The organism is Micromonospora sp. NPDC000668, from assembly GCF_042897975.1.
Classification (GTDB): domain Bacteria; phylum Actinomycetota; class Actinomycetes; order Mycobacteriales; family Micromonosporaceae; genus Micromonospora.
Window position 1 is genome coordinate 142,160 of record NZ_JBIAYP010000004.1, and the last position, 18,134, is coordinate 160,293.

Sequence of the window (18,134 nt, forward strand, 5' to 3'; positions counted from 1 at the left end):
CGCCCCGCCCCCCCCCCCCCCCCCCGCGGCCGGGGGGGGGGGGCGCCCCCCGGGGGGCCCGGGGGGCCCCCCGGGGGGGGGGCCCGGGGGCCCCGCCGCCTGTCCGGTCGGAGTCCCGCACCTGCGCCTGGTCGAACGCCGGCAGGGGCACCGGCGGCCCGCGGGGGCAGCGGGTACGTCACCGGCGTTCGGTGTCGGACCCCTCCGGCGGCAGGTCGAGCAGGGCGTCGGTCGGATCGGTGCGGGGCGGGCCCGCTGGCCACCAGGCACCGGCACGGCGCCGGAACGGATACCAGCGTCCGTCCGGGCCGTGGCGCAACTGCACGTCCCGGCCGACGGTCCACCGGTTGCGCCAGGACTTGACGTCGCCGTCCACCACCGCACGCAGCGCCGCGGTGGTCCGGGCGGTCACCTCGGGCGGCGGGGTGAACACCGCGTCGAGGGCGGCCACGCCGGCCGGGCCGGCGTACTCCCAGGCCCGGACGGCCCGGGGCAGCTCTGCCGCTCGCCCGCTGGCCTCGGCGAGCCGCTCGACGGCCGGCGAGCGCGGCACGCTGGCGGCCAGCCGGACGGCGTCCGGCCAGGCGTCGGGCTCCGGCGCGAGCAGCTCCGCGCGGGTGGCGGCGAGCAGGTGCCGGGCCCGGGAAGCGACGTCGGCGGCGAGCAGCCCGAGCGCCTCGGCATCGACGCCGGGCGCGGAGTGTCCGGCGAGGATCGGGGCGAGCGCCAGCGGTGCGCCGGGCACCGGCGCGGGCGGTGCAGGTAGCGGCGCCGGGGCAGCGGCCCAGGCTTCCTCCGCCGGGGTGCCGACCGGGGCGGCGGCGTCCGCCACCGCGATGTGCCGTCGGGCGTTGCGCCGGCGCAGCTCCTCCACCAGCTCGGTCTCGGCCCGCCCGCGGATCAGCAGCAGCACGAACGGGTCGCGGTCGAGCAGCCAGGACGTCTGGTAGGCCAACGCTGCGGCGTGCCGGCAGGGCTGGTCCCAGGACGGGCATTCGCACTCCGGTTCCAGGTCGCCGTAGCCGGGCAGCAGGCGTACCCCGGCGTCCTCGGCGGTGTTGACCAGCTCGGGCGGCATCTCCCGGTCGAGCAGGGCGGCGATGTGGCCGGCCTTCGCGGCGAGCGCGTCGAGCAGACGGTCCCACTGGCGCTCGGAGAGCGGGCCGACGCGCACCACGGTGTCGTGCGGACGGTCCGGGTCGCCGTCATGGACCGGGGCGGAGATCCGGCCCGGACTCACTGTGATCGGGCCGACCTGACCGGCGAGCGCGTACCGGCGACCCCGGCTCAGCTGCCCACGGTCGAGCGCGGCCCGCTCCATGGCGTCGATCCAGGCGGTGCCCCATCAGGTGGCGGCGAACGTCCGGCCGATCCGCCGGTCCGGTGCGAAGGCCGGGAAGCTGCGGGCCCGTCCGTCGTCCCGCACCGGTTCGGCGTCGTCGTCCCACAGGTCGTCGAACTCCTCGTCGCCAGTCACGTCCCATCCCCTCGTTCCTGGTCGCCGAGCCGGACGAGCCGGAGCAACTCGGCGTCGGACAGCTCGGTCAGGGCGGTCTCGCCGCCGCTGAGCACGGCGTCGGCCAGGGCTCGCTTGGCCTCCAGGAGGGCGGCGATGCGCTCCTCCAGGGTGCCCTGGGCGATCAGCCGGTGCACCTGCACCGGCCTGGTCTGCCCGATCCGGTGGGCCCGGTCGGTGGCCTGTTCCTCGACGGCCGGGTTCCACCAGCGGTCGTAGTGGATGACATGGTCGGCCCGGGTCAGGGTCAGGCCGGCGCCGGCCGCCTTGAGCGACAGCAGGAAGACCGGCACCTCGCCGGCCTGGAACCGGCGGATCAGCTCCTCGCGCCGCGACACCGGCGTGCCGCCGTGCAGCAGCTGCGCCGGTACGCCCCGCTCGGCCAGGTGCCGGGCCAGCAGCCGGGCCATCCGCACGTACTGGGTGAAGACCAGCGCACCGCCACCCTCGGCGAGAATGGTGTCCAACAGGTCGTCGAGGAGGTGCAGCTTCTCCGACCGGCCGCGCAGCGGACCGTGCGCCTCCTTCAGGTAGTGCGCCGGGTGGTTGCAGACCTGCTTCAGCCCGACCAGCAGTTTGAGCACCAGGCCGCGCCGGGCGATGCCGGTGCCGCTGGCCCGGATCTCGGCCAGCACCTCGTCGACCACCTTCTCGTAGAGGGCGGTCTGCTCGGCGGTCAGCGGGACCAGATGGTCGGTGACCGTCTTGGGCGGCAACTCGGGGGCGATGCCCGGGTCCGTCTTGCGGCGGCGCAGCAGGAAGGGGCGGGCCAGGCGGGACAGCCGGCCGACGCTCGCGGAGTCCCGGTCCACCTCGATGGGCCGGGCCCAGGTCGCGCGGAACTCCCCCGCCGTGCCCAGCAGGCCGGGCGTGGTCCAGTCGAGGATCGCCCACAGGTCGGTGAGGTCGTTCTCCACGGGGGTGCCGGTGAGCGCGACCCGGGCCTGGGCCGGGATCGTCCGCAGGGCCTTCGCGGTGCCGCTGAGCCTGTTCTTCACGTACTGCGCCTCGTCCGCGACCACCAGCCCCCAGCGCTGGGTGGTCAGGGTGTCGGCGTCGAGGCGCATGGTGCCGTAGCTGGTCAGCACGATCCCGTCGGCCAGCTCGGCGAGCGACCGGGTGCTGCCGTGGAAGCGGCGTACCGGCGTGCCAGGGGCGAACCGGCGGATCTCCCGCTCCCAGGTGCCGAGCACCGAGGCGGGGCAGACCACCAGGGTCGCGCCGGCGGTGGCCCGGTCGAGCTGGCGGCGCAGGTGCAGGGCCACGACGGTGACCGTCTTGCCCAGGCCCATGTCGTCGGCGAGGCAGCCACCGAACCCGAGCGAGGTCATCCGCTCCAGCCAGCGCAGCCCACGCAGTTGGTACCCGCGCAGAGTGGTGGCGAGCGCGGCCGGCGGGGTCAGCGGCTCCGGCCCCCGGTCGGGGTCGGCGAGCCGTTCACACAGCGCGTCCAGCCACCCGTCGGCCACCACGTCGACCCGCTCGCCGGCCACCTCGGTGCTGCCGGTCAGGGTCGCCGCCAGGGCGTCGTACGCCGGGAGCGGGGTGAGCCGGCGCTCGGCGGCCCGGCGGGCCAGCTCCGGTGGAACCGCAACCCACCCGTCGCGCAGCCGGACGATCGGCCGGGCGACCGCGATCAGGTCCGCCTCGGCGTCGGTCAGCGGCACCCCGGCGAGGGTCAGCTGCCAGCTCAGCGGCAGCGGCGCGGCGGAACGGAAGAAGGCCGCCGGGTCGGCGGGCTGCTCCGGTGGGGAACTGACCAGCACCCGGGCGGCGAGCGCGCGGGAGAGCTGCGCCGGCCACTCGATGTCGATGCCGGCCGCGACCAGCCGTGCCTCGGCGCCGTCGAACAGGTCGACCAGATCCTCGTCGAGCAGCTCCAGCTCGACCGGCGCGGCCTCGTCGAGGAGGCGTTCCAGCGGCGGCCACAGCGCGGCCGCGCGTCGCACGGCGAGCATCGCCTCCACGGTGGCCCGGTCGCCGAGACCGTGCTGGTCGCCCGCCCAGAGGGCCTCGGCGTCGCTGACCAGGGTGGGGTCAGCGAGACTGCGCAGCCGGACCACGGCGCTGGGCGCGGTGGTGTCGAGATCCCCCCGCATCTCCACGCGCAGCGCCACTCGCAGGCCGGTGTCCACCCCGGCGGAGACCTGCCTGGCCCAGCCGCGCAGTTCCTCGGCCGGCTGGGGCGCCGGGGCGGTGAAGCGGGGATCGCCGGTGAGCCAGGGCGCGGCCGGGGTACGCGGCAGCGTGTCGGCCACCGCGTCGAGGAAGGCGCGGACCAGTTCCTCCGGGTCGGGGAGGACCAGCCGTCGCGCCGTGGGGTCGAGCGGCACCGCGCGCGCCGTCGGGGGCATCGCGGAGGCCAACGCCCGGATACGTCGCATGTCCTCGACGTCGAACGGGCCGGCGCGCCAGCCGTCGTACCCCTGCGGTGACACTCCGGGCAGGATTCGCCCTCGGGCGACGAGGTGGAGCCCGGTGACCGCGACCGCCGACCAGAACGCGGCGGCCGGCTCGAGCTGGTCGGCGTCGCGCAACGCCACCAGCCGGCGGACCGCGTCGCCCACCGGGATGGACCGGACCGGGACGGTGCACAGCTCCGGCCGGCCGCCGCGCGGGAGGACCAGCCCCAGCTCGCCGCCCTCGCCGAACCCGTCGAACTCCTCGGGCAGCGCGTCGGCGGACGGATGGTGGACGTGGACCGTGCCGGCGCGGGGCGGGTCGCCCGGGGTGAAGACGACCACGAACGGCACTCTGCCTCCTGATGGATCGTCGATGGGCGGCCGCCCACCGACCCGACAATCGTGACCTACGACGTTCGACAAGCCCCGGTTCAACCACCCAGCCGCCGGTAGCGGGCCACCGAGAGCGGCAGGAAGACGGCGACCAGCACGACTGGCCACACGACGGCCAGCCACGGGTACTGCTGGACCACCCAGGAGTCGCCACCCCAGCCGGCGTTGCCGAAGAGTTCACGGGTCGCGCCGACGGTCACCGACAGGGGGTTCCACTCGGCCACCGTGCCCAGCCAGGCGGGCATGGTGGACGGCGCCACGAACGCGTTGGACAGGAAGCCGAGCGGAAACTCCAGGATCTGCACCCCGGCCACCGCCTGCTGGCCCCGCATCACCAGGCCCAGGAAGATGCCGACCCAGACCAGGGCGAACCGCAGCAGCAGGATCAGCCCCACCGCGGCCAGCGTGTCGCCGACACCGCCGTGCGCCCGCCACCCGAGCGCCAGACCGGCCAACAGCATCACCACGAGGGTGACCAAGGCGAACATCATGTCGGCCGCCGCCCGACCCATGAGCGGGGCCAGCGGCGAGACGGGCATCGACCGGAAGCGGTCGGTCACCCCGCGGTCCAGGTCGGCCGAGACGGCGATGGTGGTGAGGCTGATGCCGAACACCATGGTCATCACGAACATGCCGGGCAGCAGGAACTCCCGATAGCTCCCGCCCCCCGGCACCTCCAACGCGCCGCCGAAGAGGTAGACGAACATCAGCACGATCAGGATGTCGAAGCCGAGCGAGCCGATCAGCGGCCCGGGATCGCGGCGCCAGTGGGCTAGGCCCCGCCGGGTCAGCGTGACGCTGTCGGCCAGCAGGGTGGGACGGCCGGGCCGGTGGGCCGGCGATCCGGTGCCGGGCAGGGTCAGACTGGTCACGCCGAAACCTCCGCGCTGTCGGCGGGCACACCGACCGCCTCGGCGCCGCCGTCCTCGGCGGGCTGCGGTCGATGCCCGGTGAGGTGCAGGAACACCTCATCCAGGGTGGGGCGGCGCAGCGCGATGTCCGCCACCTGCACGCCGCCCTCGTCAAGCGCCCGTAGCACGGCGGCGAGTGTGGCGGCCCGGTCCCCGATCCGGGCACTGAGCAGCCGCCGGTCGTGGTCGACCGTCGGCTCGACCCCGACCACCTGCCGCAGCCGCGGCAGGGCGGCGGCGAGATCGGCGCGGTCGCGGAGGACCAGGTCGAGGCGGTCGCCGCCGAGGCGGCCCTTGAGGTCGTCCGGGGTGCCCTCGGCGATCACCCGGCCGGCGTCGACCACGGAGACCCGGTCGGCCAACTGGTCGGCCTCGTCCAGGTACTGGGTGGTGAGCAGGACGGTGGTGCCGGCGCGGACCAACTCCCGGACCGACTCCCAGACCTCGTTGCGACCGCGCGGGTCCAGACCGGTGGTGGGTTCGTCGAGGAAGAGCACCGACGGGGTGAGGATCATCCCGGCGGCGAGGTCCAGCCGCCGGCGCATGCCACCCGAGTACGCCTTCACCGGCTGCTCACCGGCGTCGGCGAGGCCGAACCGTTCCAGCAACTCGGTGGCGCGCCGCCGAGCCGCCTTCGGGTCGAGGTGGAACAGTCGGCCGAAGATGACGAGGTTCTGCTGGCCGCTGAGCATCTCGTCCAGCGCAGCCTGCTGCCCCACCAGCCCGATGCGGTAGCGCACCTGCTCGGGCTGGCGTGCCACGTCGAACCCGGCCACCTCGGCCCGCCCCTCGTCGAAGCGGAGCAGGGTGGACAGGATCCGTACGGCAGTGGTTTTGCCGGCACCGTTCGGGCCCAGCAGGCCGTACACCGTGCCGGCCCGGACCCGCAGGTCGAAGCCGTCCAGCGCGTGCCGGTCCCCGTACCGCTTGCGCAGCCCCTGCGCGACTATCGCGTCCTCACCGGTCGTCATTTCGCTCCCCCTCGATGCCGCCGTCGCCGCTGTCGTACGACGTACGGTAGCACCTACGGCAGCGATGGGCACATGGCATTCCCGTCGGTTGATGACGGTGATCTGTTCGAGGTGATCGATGAGCCCGATCAGCCGCACTCCGCGTGCCGGCCACCCGGCCCGGCACCAGCGCCGTCGAGGACGTGCCGCATCGGCCGCAGCAGGCGCTTGCGGCTACGCCGGGTCGACGGGCCCCACGTGGCCGGCGACGCCGACGTTCAGCGGGTCGGCCAGCAGCTTGTCGAAGGCCAGTTCGGCGGCGCCGATCAGGACGGCGTCCGGGCCGAGCGCCGCCGCCTCCAGGCGCAGGTGCTCGCGGGAGACCGGTAGCGGCATGGCGCCCAGCCGGCTGCGGACCGTGTCCGCCCCGGCGGTGAAGATGTCGCGCAGCGAGCCGCCGAACACCACGGCGTCCGGGTTGACCACGTTGACCAGGTTGGCCACGCCGAAGCCGAGCCAGTCGGCGACCCGCTCGACCGCCTCTCGCGCGGTCCGGTCTCCGTCCGCCGCCGCGCGCAGCACCTCGGCCACCGCCGCGCGGTCGCCGGGGTCCCGGCCGGCGTGCCGCAGCAGCGCGTTCTCACCGATCTCGGTCTCCCAGCAGCCGCGTGAGCCGCACCCGCAGGGCAGCCCGTTCGGGTTGACCACCATGTGGCCAACCTTGCCGCTGTGGCCCCGGTGCCCGATCATCAGCCGGCCACCCACGATGATGCCGGCGCTGATGCCGAGGCCGCCGTGCAGGTAGATGAGATCGTCGACGCCCGCCGCCACGCCGCGGACGTGCTCGGCCAGGCCGGCGATGTCGGCCAGGTCGCCGGCCACGAAACCCGGGCCGGCGGAGAGTTCGGCCTCGAGCGCGGCGCCGAGGGTCCCGTCGATGCCGACGATCCGGATCCTGTCGTCCGCGTCACGGGTGGTGTCGGTGACCGCGACCGCGCCGCCGACCAGCAGCGCGTCGGCGGCCACGCAGCGTTCCATGTCGCGGACGAGGTCGGCGAGCGGGCCGACGGCGTCGACCGCCGACATGCCGACGGGTCGGGCGACCTCGCGCAGATCGAGGATGCGCCCGCCGAGGCCGACCCGGGCGGCGCGCAGTCGGTCCGCGTCGATGCTCAGCGCCTGCGCGTAGACCCGGTCGGAGCGAGGGCTGACCACCAGCGAGGGGCGGCCGGCGCGGCGGGCGGTGGTCGGCGCCTCCTCGGTGACCAGGCCACTGGCGACCAGGTCGGCCGCGAGGGCACCGATGGTGCTGCGGTTGAGGCCGAGCCGGCTGGTCAGCTCGGCCCGGGATGTCGGCCCGTGCAGGTGGACGTAGCGCAGGACGGCGCCGAGGTTCTGCCGCCGGATCTCCTCCTGGCTGGCGCCGGGGACCGAGGGCAGCGGGGATTCGGGGTTGCGGCCGACGCCGGCTGGCCTGGACCGGACGGGTGTTTCCACGGTCAGACCTCCTTCCGGGTCGGCGGCGGGTGGTGCGGGGGTGCCAGGACGACGATGGGTCCCGGAAGAGGAGATCCGGGACCCATCGGCGTTGCTGCCTACCGTGTGGTGCTTACTTGGTGAGCGGCGCGAGCTTCGGGTCGTTGGCGTACGCCTCAGCCGCGTTGGCCTTGGTGACGGCGACCGGCGGGAGCAGGTACGTGTCGACGACCTTGCTGCCGTTGTTGTAGGACTTGGTGTCGTTCACCTGCGGGGTGTTACCGGCCTGGAGGGCCTTGACCATGTTGATGGTCTCCTTGACCAGGTTCCGCGTGTCCTTGTTGATCGTCATGTACTGCTCGCCAGCGACGATCGACTTGACCGACTCAACCTCGGAGTCCTGACCGGTGACGACCGGGACCTGCTTGCCAGCACCCTTGATCGAGGTCATGATCGCGCGGGCCAGGGTGTCGTTCGGGGAGAGGACGCCGTCCAGCTCCTTGTTGCCGTAGGTCGAGGTCAGCAGCTGGTCCATGCGGGCCTGCGCACCCTCGGCCTTCCAGCCCTGGATGGCGGTCTGCTTGACGTCGGTCTGCTTCGAGGCGACGACCACGTTGCCCTTGTCGATCTCCGGCTTGAGCACGCTCATCGCGCCGTTGAAGAAGACACCGGCGTTGTTGTCGTCCGGCGAGCCGGAGAACAGCTCGATGTTGTACGGGCCGTTCGGCTTCTTGGCCTTCATGCCCTCGAGCAGGGCCTGGCCCTGGAGCTCGCCGACCTTGAAGTTGTCGAACGCGACGTAGTAGTCGAGGTCCGGCGTGTTGGTGATGAGCCGGTCGTACGCGATGACCTTCACGCCGGCCTGGTGGGCCGCGGCGACCTGGGTCGACAGCTGCGCGGCGTCGGTCGCGCCGATGACGATGACCTTGGCGCCCTTGGTCACCATGGCGGTGATCTGAGCCTGCTGGTCGGCGACCGTGGTCGACGCACCCGCGTACTGCACGTCGCTCTGGAAACCGGCCTCCTTGAGACCGTTGCTGAACAGGTCACCGGCGAGGACCCAGTTCTCCGAGGTCTTGGCCGGCAGGGCGACACCGATCAGGGAGTTCGCCGCGAAGCCCTTGGCGTCACCGTTGGAGCCGCCGGTCTCCTCGTCGCGGCCGGAGCCGCAGGCGGTGAGAGCCAGCATGGCGACGGCACCGATGGCCACCGACTTGCCGAAGAATCTACGCATGGGAAGTTACTTGCCCTTCTGGAGAGGTGACACGGAGGAGAGGTCGGTGGCCCGTGGTCCGGGCACCGGTGCCGTGGCGGGCTCGCGCTCCGCGTCGGGCGGTGAAACGGGGGTGGTGGGTGCGTCCCGCTTGAAGGAGCGTGTGATGCTCCCGATCACGGAGAAGCGCCCCTGGCTCTTGTTGTAGACGTCGATCGCGACGGCCAGCAGCAGGACCAGGCCCTTGATGATCTGGACGCGGTCGGTGCCCACGCCCATCAGTTGCAGGCCGTTGTTGAGCACGGCCATGACGAGACCACCAACGATCGAGCCGCTGATGGTTCCGATACCGCCGGAGACGGCCGCGCCACCGATGAAGACCGCGGCGATCGCGTCCAGTTCCCAGCCGTTGCCGTCCTGCGGGCCGGAGGCCGCCGAACGGGCCACGAAGATCATGCCGGCCAGGGCTGCCAGGACGGACATGTTCATCATGACGAAGAAGTTGACCCGCTTGAGCTTCACACCGGACAGCTCGGCCGCCCGGGAGTTGCCGCCCACCGCGTAGATGTGCCGGCCGCCGGCCGTGTTGCGGGTGTAGAAGGAGTACGCGAGGACCAGCGCGACCAGGATGATGCCGGAGATCGGGAAGCTGGTGCCGACGCGACCGCTGGCGAAGCGCAGCGCGGCGAAGGCGATCACCCCGACCATGACGGCCATGCGCAGGATCGAGATCCACATCGGGGCCGGATCGGCGTCCATCGCCCGGCGGGTCTTGCGCGCCTGGAGCTCGCGCCACACCACGGCCACCGCCGCGGCCAGACCGAGTAGCAGCGTGGCGTTGTTGTAGCCGGTGTTCGGCCCGAACTCGGGCAGGAAGCCGGAGCCGATCTCCCGGAAGCCTTCCGGCACCGGGATGGTGTTCGCGTTACCGATGAACTGGTTGCCGCCGCGGAAGAGCAGCATGCCGGCCAGGGTCACGATGAACGCTGGCACCCCGATGTAGGCCACCCAGAAGCCCTGCCAGGCGCCGATCAGCGCGCCGATCCCGAGGCCGAAGAGGATGGCGAGGGGCCAGGGCAGTGACCAGTCGGCCATCGCCTTCGCCACCAGGATGCCGGCGAATGCGGCCACGGAGCCGACCGAGAGGTCGATGTGCCCGGCGACGATCACCATGAGCATGCCGATGGCCAGGATCAGAATGTACGAATTCTGCTGGAACAGCGCGATCAGGTTGTCCGACCGCAGAGTCAGGCCATCGGTCAAGATCTGGAACAGGACGACGATCGCCACCAGGGTGAAGATCATCCCGAACTGGCGAGCGTTGGAGGTGGTGCCTCCGAACAGGTTCTTCTGAAGGTCCTTCAATCGGCTCATCGTGTCAGCATCTTCTTCGTCGAGGTCATCTGCTTCATGAGGTTTTCCGGGGTGGCGTCCTCCCGGGCGATCTCGCCCGTGATGGCACCTTCGAACACGGTGTAGATGCGGTCGCAGAGCCCGATCAGCTCAGGCAACTCCGAGGAGATGATGACGACACCCTTCCCCTGGTCGGCGAGCCGCTGGATGATGCCGTAGATCTCGTACTTGGCGCCCACGTCGATACCGCGCGTCGGCTCGTCGAGGATCAGCAGGTCCGGGTCCGTGAACATCCACTTCGCCAGCACCACCTTCTGCTGGTTGCCGCCGGAGAGCTTGGAGACGCTCTCGTCGACCGTCGGGGCCTTGGTCCGCAACTCCTTGCGGTACGCCTCGGCCGCCTGGTACTCCTCGACCTGGTCCAGGACGCCGTGGTGGGAGATCTTGGACAGCTTGGCGGCCACCGTCGACGACTTGATGTCGTCGAGCAGGTTGAGGCCGATCGCCTTGCGGTCCTCACTGACGTACGCGAGCCCGTGGTCGATCGCGTCCGCCACCGACTTGAGCACGATCTCCTTGCCGTCCTTGATGATCGTGCCCGACTCGTACACCCCGTAGGAGCGGCCGAACACGCTCATCGCCAGCTCGGTGCGGCCCGCGCCCATCAGGCCGGCGAAGCCGACGATCTCGCCGCGGCGCACCACGAAGCTCTCGTTCTTGCAGACCTGCCGGTCGGCGGAGATCGGATGCCGCACGTTCCAGTCGCGGACCTCGAAGAAGACCTCACCGATCTTCGGCGTGTGGTCCGGGAACCGGCTGCTCAGCTCGCGGCCGACCATGCCCCGCACGATCCGGTCCTCGTCGACCCCTTCGGCCCTGACGTCCAGCGTCTCCACCGTCCGGCCGTCGCGCAGGATGGTGATCTGGTCGGCGATCGCCTCGATCTCGTTCAGCTTGTGCGAGATCATGATCGAGGTGATGCCACGCGAGCGGAAGCCGCGCAGCAGGTCCAGCAGGTGCCGGGAGTCGGCCTCGTTCAGCGCGGCCGTCGGCTCGTCCAGGATGAGCAGCTTCACGTCCTTGGCGAACGCCTTGGCGATCTCCACGAGCTGCTGCTTGCCGACCCCGATGTCCTTGATCAGGGTGTCCGGGTCCTCCTGCAGACCGACCCGGGCCATCAGGTCCAGCGCCATCCGGTTCGCGGCCTTCCAGTCGATCGCGCCCCGCTTGCGCGGCTCGTTGCCGAGGAAGATGTTCTCGGCGATCGACATGCCCGGAATGAGCGCGAGCTCCTGGTGGATGATCACGATTCCGGCGTTCTCGCTGGCCCGGATGTCGGAGAAACGCGTCTCCGACCCCTGGTAGACGATCTGGCCGTCGTAGGTGCCGTACGGGTACACACCGCTGAGGACCTTCATCAGCGTGGACTTGCCCGCGCCGTTTTCACCGCAGATGGCATGGATCTCGCCGGCGCGAACCACCAGGTTGACGTCGGAGAGGGCCTTGACTCCTGGGAACTCCTTGGTGATGGAGCGCATCTCAAGGAGGATGGGCACGTCGCTCATCGCTCGTACCACCTCGCCAACGTCATCGGTTGCCTCCGGAAGGTTTGACCTTCACTCGGTTTTGTTGTTGACGGCAACGTATTGCGGCGAGAGGCCCATCCGCAAGGCGGGGGCGTGTTGAAAATGTAACAATCCGGCAATATAGACGTCGCACTGTGTTCGCCTGCCCCAGCGGCCCCTATAGTCCCGCCGGCAGCGGAGGACCCGATCGCCACGCTCCCGGGCGACTTCCGCCGGCCGAGCGGGATCGACCCAGGCCGCTGCGCAAAGGACCCTCAACAGGCACGACGCGACTTCCGCCGGCGGAAGGGTACCGTGCCGGATGGCCGCCGCCCAGACCGGACGGGCGGCACCTCGTGTCGGTAGGTCCCGCTACCCTCGCCGCATGGCAGATCCCTTCCGGGTACGCATCACCGTCCGGGGTTACGAGCTGGACACCCAGGGCCACCTGAACCAGGCCGTCTACGTCCAGTACGGCGAGCACGCCCGGTGGGAGTGCCTGCGCGCCGCCGGCATCGCACAGGACCGGCTCCTGGCCGCTGGCATCGGACCGGTCGCCCTGGAGTCAAACCTGAAGTACCTACGGGAGCTGCGTGGCGGGGACGAGGTGGACGTGTCCTGCCAGTTCCACTGGAGCGAGAGCAAGGTGTTCCAGATCGAGCAGGACTACACCCTCGTCGACGGCACTCCGGTCGCCCGGCTGACCGGGGTGGGCGGGCTGCTGGACCTGTCGACGCGACGGCTGGTGCCCGACCCGCGCGTACGGTTTCGGCAGCTGGCCACCGACCCGGGGCCGCTCAACCTCTGAGGCTGGTCTCCACCGGCCCGAGCGGGTCGACGTGCTCCGCCGCGCCGCTTTCCGGCTCGTCGCTCACGGGTGCAGCACCGCCTTGATCACCCCGTGCTCACGGCGGTCGAAGCTGCGGTACAGCTCGGGCGCATCGTCGAGGCTGCCGTGGTGGGTGACGATCACGCTGGGCCGGGCCCGGCCGGCGACGACCAGGTCCCGCAAGAGCACCGTGTAGCGGCGGTCGTGGGTACGGCCGAACCGGACCGCGACGCCCTTGCTGAACAGCGTCCCCCACGGCGCGACCAGATCCTCGCGGGCGCTCGCGCCGGGACGGGGTTGCAGGTCCTTCTCCGGGTACACGCCAGCGACCGCGATCGCCCCGGCGGGGTTGACCAACCGGGCCGCGTCGGCGATGACCTGGTCGGGGCGCTCCTGGTCGGGGCGCTCCCGGTCCCGGGCCTGGAACCCGACGGCGTCGATGACCTTGTCGATCCCGCCCAGCTTCTCCTCGCCGAGCGGCAGCCCGGTCCGCGCCCGGTCCGCGCGGATCTGCTCGACCGGGTCGCCGCGGCAAAAGTCGACCGGCACCGCGCCGATCTCGCCGGCCTTGTCGAGCCGGGCGTCGACGCCGTCCACGCAGTACACCACCCGGGCTCCCCGGATCAGCGCCGAGTACGCGCTGAGCAGGCCGATGGTGCCGGCGCCGAACACGGCCACCGTGTCGCCGGCTTCGACCCCGGCCAGGGTGGCTGCGGCGTGCCAACCGGTGACGAACGCGTCGGCGAGCAGCACGAAGTCGTCCTCGTACGCGTCCCCCGGCTCCCCGGGCACGGGTACACAGTTCGCGTCGGCCCACGGCACGCGCAGCAGGTCGGCCTGAGCCCCCCGGTAGGGGCCCATCCCGGCGTAGCCGTACGCCGCGCCCGGCCCCTCGGCCCGGACCCGCAGGCAGGCCGCCGAGAGCCCTCGGGCACACATCACGCACGTCCCGCAGAACAGGTGCGTGGGGATCACCACGCGGGTGCCCGGACGGACGGTCTGCACCGCGCCGCCCACCTGCTGCACCACGCCCAACGGCTCGTGGCCGAGCACCAGGCCGGCATCGGCGCCGGTCCGCCCGTCGTACATGTGCAGGTCGGTGCCGCACATGGCGGTGGAGGTGATCCGCACGAGCGCGTCGGTCTCGGCCTCCAACGTGGCGTCCGGCACCTCCCGCACCGCGACGCTGCGGACGTCCGCGTAGACGACGGCTCTCATCCCGGCTCCCTCACCAGCGGCAGAGAACCGGTTCTTCCCGCGGCCGGTGCGTTCATGCCGCCCGGCGCTACTCGGGCAGCTGGGCGCTCTGCTGCTGGCGGAACTGTTCGACCGGGAGGCCGCCGCGACCCCAGTTCTCGGTCTCGACCTCGTCGATCACCACGAAGGTCGATGTCAACGGCTTGTTCAGGACGTCGCGCAGCAGTTCGCTCACGCCCTTGATCAGCGCGGCCTTCTCCTCGGCGGTCGCCGCGGACGCGCCGGGCGTGCTGCCCTCGCGGGTGATCTGGATGGTGACGATCGGCATGGCCTGCTCCTCTTCGGAAGGGGGTGGGGTGGATTCCGGGGACACTAGACGACTGGTCGACTAAAACTAGCCGACCGGTCGTGTACCTTCAAGGCATGGGACGGACCAGTGACGCGCGGAACAAGATCCTCGACTCGGCCGCCACGCTGATCGAGCAGCGTGGCTACTCGGCGCTGGGCGTGGCCGAGATATGCGCGGCGGCGGGCGTCCCGAAGGGCAGCTTCTACTACTTCTTCGAGTCCAAGCAGGCGCTCGCCCGCACTGTCATCGACGAGCACTGGGCGACCCAGCGCCGCCAGTGGGAGCAGTTGCTCGGCAGCGAGCGCGACCCCGTGCGGCGGCTACGGGACCTGTTCGAGGCCACCGAGGAGATCCAGCGCGCCGGCCAGCAGAAGGCCGGGGTGGTCGCCGGCTGTCTGTTCGGCAACCTCGCCCTCGAACTCAGCAACCAGGCCGAGGAGATCCGCCGTCGGCTTCAGGAGATCTTCGAGGAACAGATCAACCTGATCGAGCAGGTGGTCGTCGAGGCGAAGGAACGTGGCCTGGCCGGCTCGTCGGTCGACACCCGCGAGGCCGCCCGGTCCATCGTCGCCCAGATCGAGGGTCGGGTCCTGCTCGCGAAGCTGCTCAACGACCCGGCCCAGTTGGAGACGCTGTGGCGCAACTGCCTGGACCTCCTCCAGGTACCACCGGAAGCGCGCACCACCACGGACTGAAGGGCCAGGACCGCACGGTCCACACCGGACGTAGCATCGGCGAGGCACGATATTCAGGCGGACCACTCCCCGACCGGATCGGGCACTCGACATGACGACCGAGCAGACCACGTCTTCCCCGCGCACCGGCGTCGGCATCACGGCCACTGGTCTTGGCCACCGTGTCCGGGGCGGTCGCCGGATCCTGGCCGACATCTCGCTGGCCATCCACCCGGGCGAGGTCGTCGCGATCATCGGCGCCAGCGGCGCCGGCAAGACCACCCTGCTGGAGACGCTCGCCGGGATCCGGCGACCCGACGCGGGCACCGTGGCGTACGACGGCGCCGCCGGGGTCGGCGCGATCGGTTTCGTCCCGCAGGACGACATCATCCACCGCGAGCTGCCGCTGGGACGCACCCTGCGGTACGCGGCCCGGCTGCGCCTGCCGCCGGACACCGGGCCGGCCGAGGTGACCCGCCGGGTCGCCGAGGTGCTCGCCGAGTTGCGGCTCACCGATCGGGCCGCGGTGCCGGTGGGCCGGCTCAGCGGCGGTGAGCGCAAACGCGCCAGCATCGCCGTCGAACTGCTCACCCGGCCGGGCGTGTTCTTCCTGGACGAGCCCACCTCCGGGCTGGACCCGGCGATCGCCGTGGACCTGCTCCGGGTGCTGCGGACCCTCGCCGACGCGGGGACCACGGTGGTGCTCACCACCCACCAGATCACCGACGTGGACCGCTGCGACCGCGTTGTCGTGCTGACCCGCCAGGGCCGGTTGGCATTCGCCGGCACGGCGGCCGACGCCCGGGAGTTCTTCGGCCTGCGGTCCCTCGCGGAGGTGCACCTCCGGCTGGACGAGGAGACGGACCCGACGGCCTGGCCCGACCGCTTCGCCGCGTGCCACGACGGCGACCCGACGGCCCGTACGGTCGAGCCGGGGGTCGACAGCTCGGGGCGTCGGCAGGTCGGCAGGGTGCGGCAGTGGGCCGTCCTCTCCGCGCGCAACGCGGAGATCGTTGCCCGAAACCGGCTGACCCTGGCGATCCTGCTCGGCTCGCCGCTGATGGTGCTCGGCATGTTCGCGCTGCTGTTCCGGCCCGGGGCGTTCGACCCGGCCCAACCGAGCCCGAACGTGACCGTGATGATCCTGTTCTGGATCGCGTTCGGCGGCTTCTTCTTCGGGCTGACCTACGGCCTGCTCCAGATCTGCACCGAGCTGCCGATCCTGCGCCGGGAGCGGCTGGCGGGTGTCCGGCTGGTGCCGTACCTGTTGGCGAAGGTCGCGGTGCTGCTGCCGCTACTGGCCCTGGTGGACCTGGTCCTGCTCGGGGTGCTGCGCGGTATCGACCGGCTGCCGCCGGTCGGCGGCGCCGACTTCGCCGCCCTGTACGCGACGCTGCTGCTCTCCTCGGCAGCCGCGCTCACCCTCGGCCTGCTCTGCTCCGCGGCCGTCTCCGACGCCGCCCAGGCGACGCTCATGCTGCCGATGCTCTGCTTCCCGCAGGTGTTGTTCGTCGGCGCGATCCTGCCGGTGCCGGCCATGGCGGTCGGCGGCCAGTGGCTCAGCTACGCGATGTCGAACCGGTGGGCGTTCGAAGGCTTGGGACACACCGCCGGGGTGGAGCGGCTATGGCGCGACGGCGGCTCCCCGCTCGGCCCGCCACTGCTGGCCACGTACGGCGACAGTTTCTCCCGGCCGGTGTGGGTGAACTGGCTCGTGCTCGGCGGGTTCGTGGTGCTCTTCCTCTGCGCGACCTGGGCGGTGCTGGCGCGTCGGGAGGCCCGCCGTGCGGCCTGAGCCGGGTCCCCGCGCCGCGACCCGCACCTCGCCGACGGCACTGCCGGGGTACGCCGACACCGCCCCGATCGACGAACTGCGCGCCACCGAGTACCGGCACCTGGACCGGCACGGCCAGGTCTACCTCGACTACGCCGGGGCGGGGGTGGCCGCACAGGCCCAGGTGAGAGCCCACCACGATCGGCTGCTAACGGGTCTGTACAGCAATCCACACTCGGAGAACCCGACCAGCGAGGCGGCCGGTTCGCTGGTCGAGTCGGCGCGGCGCGCGGTGCTCGACTTCTTCCGCGCGGACCCGGCCGAGTACACGGTCGTCTTCACCCCGAACGCCAGTGGCGCCTGCCGGCTGGTCGGCGAGGCGTACGACTTCGGTCGGGCCGCACCGTTCGTGCTGACCTGGGACAACCACAACTCGGTCAACGGCATCCGCGAGTACGCCCGAGCGGCCGGCGCGCGGGTGCGCTACGTACCGCTCACCGGGCCGGAGCTGCGGGTCGCCGAGTCGGACCTGTCCACGATGCTCGACGCCGGCCGCGGCGGGCTGGCTGGGCGGTGGGGCCGGCCCGGCGGTCGAGGGCTGTTCGCGTATCCGGCGCAGAGCAACTTCTCCGGTGTGCAGCACCCGCTGGGCTGGGTGGAACTGGCCCACCGGCACGGGTACGACGTGCTGCTCGACGCCGCCGCGTTCGCACCCACGAACCGGTTGGACCTCAGCGTCGTCCAGCCCGAGTTCGTCTGCCTGAGCTGGTACAAGCTCTTCGGCTATCCCACCGGGGTCGGCGCGCTGCTGGCCCGCCGCGACGCGCTGGCCCGACTGCGTCGACCGTGGTTCGCCGGCGGCACGATCCGCGCGGTCAGCGTCCAGGGTGACTGGCACCGGTCGATGGACGACGAGTCGGCCTTCGAGGACGGCACGCTCAACTTCCTGAGCATCCCGGACGTGGAGTTCGGCCTGCGCTGGCTCGACACCATCGGCGTGCAGCTCGTGCACACGCGGGTCGGCCTGCTCACCGGCTGGCTGCTGGACCGGCTGACCACGCTGCGGCACCGCACCGGCCGGCCCCTGGTCCAGGTGTACGGGCCGGCGACGGCTGAGGGCCGGGGCGGCACGGTGACGTTCAACTTCCGCCAGCCGGACGGCTCCCTGGTCGACGAGCGGCTCGTCGCGCGGGAATCGGCTGAGGCGGGCTTCTCCCTGCGTACCGGCTGCTTCTGCAACCCGGGTGCGGGTGAGGGCGCGTTCGGGATCAGCCGGGGCTCGCTGCGCCGGCGGCTGCTCGCGCGGGTCGACACGATCGACCAGTACCTCGGTGCGCTGCGGCTGCCGACCGGCGGCGCGGTGCGCGTCTCGTTCGGCCTGGCGTCCAACGCGGCCGACGCGGAGCGCTTCCTCGCGTTCGCCGAGTCGACCTACCTGGACCGCGACGCCACCACCGAGTCACCGTTGCCGCCCCGGCTGCGCTGCTGAGCCCGATCGTGCGCGCGGCCGTTCGCGGCCACGCGTTGTGGCC

At 71.9% G+C, this 18,134-nt stretch carries 15 protein-coding genes; 4 read left to right on the forward strand and 11 right to left on the reverse strand.

The genetic code is table 11. The annotated features are described in order from the left end of the window. Positions 1-178: 178 nt before the first annotated feature. From ACFY29_RS21480 to mmsA, 9 genes are all read right to left on the reverse strand, one after another. On the reverse strand, positions 179-1,321 hold the full coding sequence (locus tag ACFY29_RS21480; RefSeq protein ID WP_386988790.1) for an SWIM zinc finger family protein: 1,143 nt from the start codon (positions 1,319-1,321) through the stop codon (positions 179-181). A gap of 24 nt (positions 1,322-1,345) precedes the next feature. Further along, a complete protein-coding gene (locus ACFY29_RS21485) occupies positions 1,346-1,477 on the reverse strand; it encodes a hypothetical protein (protein ID WP_386988792.1) in 132 nt (43 codons plus the stop codon). After that, positions 1,474-4,269 carry a DEAD/DEAH box helicase gene (locus ACFY29_RS21490; protein WP_386988793.1) on the reverse strand — a complete coding sequence of 932 codons (2,796 nt, stop codon included), beginning with the start codon at positions 4,267-4,269 and terminating at the stop codon, positions 1,474-1,476. The genes ACFY29_RS21485 and ACFY29_RS21490 overlap by 4 nt, the downstream gene beginning before the upstream one ends. An 80-nt stretch (positions 4,270-4,349) precedes the next feature. Continuing rightward, positions 4,350-5,174, reverse strand: coding sequence for an ABC transporter permease (locus ACFY29_RS21495; protein ID WP_386989895.1), 825 nt, complete (start codon positions 5,172-5,174; stop codon positions 4,350-4,352). Positions 5,175-5,179: 5 nt separating this feature from the next. Next, positions 5,180-6,193: an ATP-binding cassette domain-containing protein gene (locus tag ACFY29_RS21500; protein ID WP_386988795.1), complete on the reverse strand. Its 1,014-nt coding sequence runs from the start codon at positions 6,191-6,193 to the stop codon at positions 5,180-5,182. Between the two features lie 213 nt (positions 6,194-6,406). Continuing rightward, positions 6,407-7,669, reverse strand: coding sequence for an ROK family protein (locus tag ACFY29_RS21505; RefSeq protein WP_386988798.1), 1,263 nt, complete (start codon positions 7,667-7,669; stop codon positions 6,407-6,409). 112 nt (positions 7,670-7,781) lie between these two features. Further along, a complete protein-coding gene (locus ACFY29_RS21510; protein WP_328425455.1) occupies positions 7,782-8,882 on the reverse strand; it encodes a sugar-binding protein in 1,101 nt (366 codons plus the stop codon). Between the two features lie 6 nt (positions 8,883-8,888). Next, positions 8,889-10,235, reverse strand: a complete 1,347-nt coding sequence (gene mmsB / locus ACFY29_RS21515; protein ID WP_328425453.1) for a multiple monosaccharide ABC transporter permease — start codon at positions 10,233-10,235, stop codon at positions 8,889-8,891. Beyond that, on the reverse strand, positions 10,232-11,779 hold the full coding sequence (gene mmsA / locus ACFY29_RS21520; RefSeq protein WP_328425450.1) for a multiple monosaccharide ABC transporter ATP-binding protein: 1,548 nt from the start codon (positions 11,777-11,779) through the stop codon (positions 10,232-10,234). The genes mmsB and mmsA overlap by 4 nt, the downstream gene beginning before the upstream one ends. 385 nt (positions 11,780-12,164) lie before the next feature. On the opposite strand from mmsA, the gene ACFY29_RS21525 reads away from it, so the two are divergent. After that, the gene (locus ACFY29_RS21525; RefSeq protein ID WP_386988802.1) at positions 12,165-12,587 is read left to right on the forward strand and encodes an acyl-CoA thioesterase; all 423 of its coding nucleotides are present in this window, start codon (positions 12,165-12,167) and stop codon (positions 12,585-12,587) included. A 63-nt stretch (positions 12,588-12,650) separates the two neighbouring features. Here ACFY29_RS21525 and ACFY29_RS21530 read toward each other — a convergent pair whose 3' ends face one another. Continuing rightward, positions 12,651-13,826, reverse strand: a complete 1,176-nt coding sequence (locus ACFY29_RS21530; RefSeq protein ID WP_386988805.1) for a glutathione-independent formaldehyde dehydrogenase — start codon at positions 13,824-13,826, stop codon at positions 12,651-12,653. A 67-nt stretch (positions 13,827-13,893) separates the two neighbouring features. Beyond that, positions 13,894-14,133: a 4-oxalocrotonate tautomerase family protein gene (locus tag ACFY29_RS21535; protein WP_328425444.1), complete on the reverse strand. Its 240-nt coding sequence runs from the start codon at positions 14,131-14,133 to the stop codon at positions 13,894-13,896. A 95-nt stretch (positions 14,134-14,228) separates the two neighbouring features. Between ACFY29_RS21535 and ACFY29_RS21540 the strand changes: the two genes are divergently transcribed. The 3 genes from ACFY29_RS21540 (at position 14,229) to ACFY29_RS21550 (ending at position 18,091) form a co-directional block, all read left to right on the forward strand. Beyond that, positions 14,229-14,849, forward strand: a complete 621-nt coding sequence (locus ACFY29_RS21540; RefSeq protein WP_386988809.1) for a TetR family transcriptional regulator C-terminal domain-containing protein — start codon at positions 14,229-14,231, stop codon at positions 14,847-14,849. Positions 14,850-14,940: 91 nt separating this feature from the next. Beyond that, complete coding sequence (locus ACFY29_RS21545; protein WP_386988812.1) at positions 14,941-16,623, forward strand: ATP-binding cassette domain-containing protein; 1,683 nt, start codon at positions 14,941-14,943, stop codon at positions 16,621-16,623. Next, entirely contained in the window at positions 16,613-18,091 is a 1,479-nt protein-coding gene (locus ACFY29_RS21550) for an aminotransferase class V-fold PLP-dependent enzyme (protein ID WP_386988814.1), read from the forward strand. The genes ACFY29_RS21545 and ACFY29_RS21550 overlap by 11 nt, the downstream gene beginning before the upstream one ends. The last annotated feature ends 43 nt before the right edge of the window (positions 18,092-18,134 follow it).

Coding starts and splice junctions, on each gene's coding strand:
- ACFY29_RS21530 (WP_386988805.1), bottom strand. CDS start 13,826: ATGAGAGCCGTCGTCTACGCGGACGTCCGCAGCGTCGCGGTGCGGGAG.
- ACFY29_RS21540 (WP_386988809.1), top strand. CDS start 14,229: ATGGGACGGACCAGTGACGCGCGGAACAAGATCCTCGACTCGGCCGCC.
- ACFY29_RS21510 (WP_328425455.1), bottom strand. CDS start 8,882: ATGCGTAGATTCTTCGGCAAGTCGGTGGCCATCGGTGCCGTCGCCATG.
- ACFY29_RS21500 (WP_386988795.1), bottom strand. CDS start 6,193: ATGACGACCGGTGAGGACGCGATAGTCGCGCAGGGGCTGCGCAAGCGG.
- mmsA (WP_328425450.1), bottom strand. CDS start 11,779: ATGAGCGACGTGCCCATCCTCCTTGAGATGCGCTCCATCACCAAGGAG.
- ACFY29_RS21480 (WP_386988790.1), bottom strand. CDS start 1,321: ATGGAGCGGGCCGCGCTCGACCGTGGGCAGCTGAGCCGGGGTCGCCGG.
- ACFY29_RS21535 (WP_328425444.1), bottom strand. CDS start 14,133: ATGCCGATCGTCACCATCCAGATCACCCGCGAGGGCAGCACGCCCGGC.
- ACFY29_RS21545 (WP_386988812.1), top strand. CDS start 14,941: ATGACGACCGAGCAGACCACGTCTTCCCCGCGCACCGGCGTCGGCATC.
- ACFY29_RS21525 (WP_386988802.1), top strand. CDS start 12,165: ATGGCAGATCCCTTCCGGGTACGCATCACCGTCCGGGGTTACGAGCTG.
- mmsB (WP_328425453.1), bottom strand. CDS start 10,235: ATGAGCCGATTGAAGGACCTTCAGAAGAACCTGTTCGGAGGCACCACC.